Genomic DNA, 2,757 nt, shown 5'->3' on the forward strand with positions numbered 1-2,757 from the left:
GACCACGAGGCCATCCCGTCGGCTGTGATCCCCAATAAGTCATACAGCACCCCCTCATCCAAGGGATCTTCCGTGTTTCCCAGGGCCGTCCGTACGCTGCGCGCCGCTTGCACGGCTTCCTCCCAGGGTCGCGCTGATCCGTAAGCCCATGCCGAAATCGAACCCAATGGGCGGGGATCGGAGGGCTTACCCGGCACGCCGGGCGCCTGGATAAGCGCCTCGATCTCCGTTGGACCTCCCGTCCCCTTCCCATATACGGCCGCGACTTCCGACAAACTCAACCCCAGGACCCGTCGCAACCGCAAGGCCGTGTCCATAAACGGCTCCGGCGCCTCATCAGGCTCGAATCCGAACTCCGCCTCCGTCCTCCTATAAACCGTGCTCTCGGCGTTTGCGCGATCTTCGCAGACGAGGCCCCACAGGGCTTGCAGATCATTCTTCGGACGCCCCCGCGCCTCCAAACGCTCCAGCGTCGCCCCGATGAGCGCCTCGATCCCGCGCCCGAAATCATCCAACGAGACATAGACTGGCTGCTCCAGGCTCGTAAGGTAACGTAAAGACTGTCGGGCGTCCGGTCGGGAGGCAAGGGCCCATACCCGCATGCGCTGCCCGTCAGCGGCAAACAACACCCGCGGCCACACAAAACCATGTCCCGCAGCGGCGAGTTCATGCGCCATACGCCACTCTACGGTCGGAGACATACGGTCCGGCGGCAGAGGCTCCCAATGGAGGCGCCACCACGATGACGCAAACCACAGTGCCAATGGGTAAGCCGCAGCCAGGATCGCTTCCTGCGGATCCCGGGACCACGCATCTTCATTGCGCATGAGGTTATGCGGTCCCACATAGAGTCCTAGGCGCGCTATCGTGTCCGCGACCTCCGGCTCCTCGTCATAGGCCGAGACCGCCCATTCCCACGTCCACCGAAAGGTGCTCACGGGCCCGACCATCGTCTCAGAACCTCCTCGCGTAGCGGGTCTGCTTCACATAGAGGGTATCCATGCTAGGTCCCGGTCCCCCGGTTCTCAAGCTGCGCTTCCAGGGGCCAGCCCGCATCGCTAACCGCCCAGACGTTCTGCGGCCAGTCGCCGCACCAGCGTTCACTGACAAGCCCTCGACGCAGCCCCTCCTGGAGATATCTCAGGGCCTCGGCCTTCGATGTTATATTCGCGTCGTCACAAAGGCATGCCCCGAGGCGCGCGCCACTCGGCGGCGTAAGCCCGAAGTCCCCCGGATTCTTCTTGTGTCCGGGATTTCCCCCATACCGCGCCCCCTGGGCAAGGGCGGCCAAAGCACCTCGCTCCCCAGCCTCCACGGCACGCAATCGCCGCTTAGGATTCACGCGCCCGTATCCGCGCCACATAACCAATTGTCCCACCTCCGCTTCAGAGCCTTTTAGGCTCGTCCGTGCGACATCCAGATCTCGCCATCGCCTCGCTCCCGCTAGAATACTGGAAACCGGAGCCAGAATGAGCTGCCTCTCCCGGCAGGTCCATTGGGTTCAGAACACACGGAAACATTGCGCCACACTTCGATATGTGTCCCCTTCAATACGCGCCCTCACGAATCCGAGACAATGTGGGCTCGCCCCGCCGCATCATGCAGGCGCTCCCATTATTCCGCGCGCCTTGAGCTCAACATCCTAGCGTTTGCCCCATAGCGGCCTTGGCGCACTTGCCATCCACTGCCAGCACACCGCCGACTCTCCCAAGCGCGACGACAAGGTCTGACACGCGCACTATGCCCCCTTGGTCGCAGTCGCCAACAAGGGATCGCACCGCAGTGTTCCGTGACCGATCACGAAACCGCGTCACCACTCCCGGGTCAGGGATCGTGAGCGGACCTTTGGCCGGCTTGGCCATAGCACCCCTTCCCCTCCACCCGGCCAAACCGCGGCCCCGCACATCAGGTTATTGAGACGCACCTCATTCGCGCGCGCTTACATTTTTCGGAATGAGGCAAGCCCCTTACCACCCGGGAGCCACGCATATTGAGAAGCGAACCGCCCCTGATACATGGGAAAGCCCGTCTTGGGGTCCCCAAACCGCACCCGCGAGGAGAGGATGCCGTTGTAGGCCAGAACCGCCTCCACGATATCGACCGGGACCCCGAAGTCGCGGGCGGCGAGATCGACACCGGCCGCCGAGGTATTGCCGTTCAGATAACTCTGCAATGCCTCGAAGGGACAGAGAAGCTCGGCGGCGAAGGCCCGCTGATATTTCTGGCGCCAGCTCATGAGGTCGGTACTGGCAAGCCATGGGCCGCGCGCCTCCTCGGGCAAGAGGAAGTCGGCGAAGAGTCGCGCCCATTCGAAGCGCCGAGTAGATCTATCCCCCTCCCGCGCCAGAAAGCGATACGCCCCGGAGACTACGGGAATCCCGACTGCCGCACGGGCGTGGGGTCCCAGGGTGAGCCCATCGGCGGCCTTCTTGGTGATCCCGAGGAGCTCATACAAGGCTTTGTCCTCCAGGGCCCCTTCCGCCACACCCATCGCCGCCCGAACCTCGCGGGCGATGACCGCCGCCTGTAACCACGAAGCGCCCTGCGGGATGGTCTTTGACCCCATGCGCCGGGGATCCACGGGCCGCCCTGGGACCCCTGCGGTACCGGCCAAGGCCTGGAGCGGTACGAAGGCCAGGCCCGCAAGCCTGCCATAGGCCGGCAAGAGCTCCGAGACCGCTCTCCCCATGGCGTCTTTGAGGATGAGGACCTGGTCCATGAGACCGTTCGGACACTGGCCGAACGCGAACCCCAGTT

General features: G+C 63.9%; 2 protein-coding genes and 1 pseudogene. All 3 read right to left on the reverse strand.

The window, feature by feature from the left end:
• Window positions 1-938, reverse strand: a 938-nt coding sequence (locus tag ACYCTF_RS14320) for a hypothetical protein (protein WP_461285086.1), incomplete at its 3' end; no start/stop codon positions are given.
• A gap of 65 nt (window positions 939-1,003) precedes the next feature.
• Window positions 1,004-1,342, reverse strand: coding sequence for a hypothetical protein (locus ACYCTF_RS14325; protein ID WP_461284029.1), 339 nt, complete (start codon window positions 1,340-1,342; stop codon window positions 1,004-1,006).
• Between the two features lie 597 nt (window positions 1,343-1,939).
• Window positions 1,940-2,757 (reverse strand): annotated as a pseudogene (locus ACYCTF_RS14330) (hypothetical protein); the annotation flags it as partial.

The organism is Acidiferrobacter sp. (assembly GCF_054609335.1).